This is a genomic window from Nocardia sp. NPDC004860 (genome assembly GCF_040609015.1).
Taxonomy (GTDB): Bacteria; Actinomycetota; Actinomycetes; order Mycobacteriales; family Mycobacteriaceae; genus Nocardia.
This window is the reverse complement of sequence record NZ_JBEXJI010000066.1, coordinates 1-1,237: the sequence shown is the minus strand read 5'-3', so window position 1 is coordinate 1,237 and position 1,237 is coordinate 1. Positions and strand designations below refer to the sequence as shown.

General features: G+C 35.9%; 1 protein-coding gene. It reads left to right on the top strand.

Translation table 11 applies throughout. The annotated features are described in order from the left end of the window. Positions 1-200 precede the first annotated feature (200 nt). Positions 201-1,091, top strand: a complete 891-nt coding sequence (locus tag ABZV44_RS45520) for an IS982-like element ISLll1 family transposase (RefSeq protein WP_100661389.1) — start codon at positions 201-203, stop codon at positions 1,089-1,091. The last annotated feature ends 146 nt before the right edge of the window (positions 1,092-1,237 follow it).

Here is a 1,237-nt window from a genome sequence, read left to right as displayed (position 1 = left end):
TTCTGGGTATTGATGAAGATGACGCCTAATTTGAATCATTTCATTCTCATATTGTGTTAAGCTAGTCAACAAATTATTAAGTAGTTTCATATGATACCTCTAAACTTTCTACCCGAATTGCTAGTTAATTTCATTGGAAAATAAATAAGTCGTGCTATCCTAATCTTAAACCACTAAGCATTAGAAAGCGCACGACTTATATGACTTATAATAGCACACTTCCAAAAGTTTTTGTTTATTTACTGACAACCATTGAGACGCTTTATCAAACGAGTGTTCCCCTTGAGGTTCAAAACCGAAAGAACGTCCATCTCGCAACATCAGATTGCTTAGTTATCGCTTGTTACCTATGGGGCGTACTGCATTTTAGTGAAACACTTAAAGCTAAGCACCAATTGGCTCAAAGTTTATTTCCTAATTTCCTAGAATATTCTCGCTTTGTCCGCCGTTGTAATGCCCTCTTACCGAGTATCCAAGTCATTCGCCAAGCACTCGTCTTTAAAGAGGTTGAAGGAATTAGTGTATCCATTATTGACAGCTTCCCCATTCCTTTGTGTCAGCCTATTCGTAATTTCAGAAGCAAAGTTCTTGGAGATTATGCAAATGTTGGCTACAATGCTACAAAGGGACAGTACTTCTATGGATGTAAATGTCATGCTTTAGTCAGTGAATCAGGCTATGTCATAGACTACACAATTACTCCTGCTTCAATGGCTGATAGTTCAATGACCGAGGAAGTGTTGAGTCAATTTGGGACACCAACAGTCCTTGGAGATATGGGATATTTAGGTCAGTCACTGCATGATAGGCTGGAATTAAAAGGAATTGATCTAATTACACCTGTCAGGAAGAACATGAAGCAAAAGAAAATCCTTTTCCCTAATTTTTCAAAACGTAGAAAAGTGATTGAGCGAGTTTTCTCTTTTTTGACAAATCTAGGAGCTGAGCGTTGTAAAAGTCGTTCGCCTCAAGGTTTTCAATTGAAATTAGAGATGATACTTTTAGCGTATTCTTTACTGTTAAAATCAGCTAAATCACTGGAACCAGAGACTTTAAGATATTCTATCGGGTATCAAGTCATGGCTAAATAATCAACTAGCAATTCGGGTATTTAATATATTTATTATTTACTTAACCAAAAATAGAAAACTAGTCATAACTTCCCATTATGTCTAATTTTTAAACTTTGAGTTGATATGAGAGCGCAAAATTACTTCCTAGATTTATCGTTTACAAT

Excerpts from the sequence above, each read along its gene's own strand:
- ABZV44_RS45520 (WP_100661389.1), top strand. The coding sequence starts at position 201 with ATGACTTATAATAGCACACTTCCAAAAGTTTTTGTTTATTTACTGACA.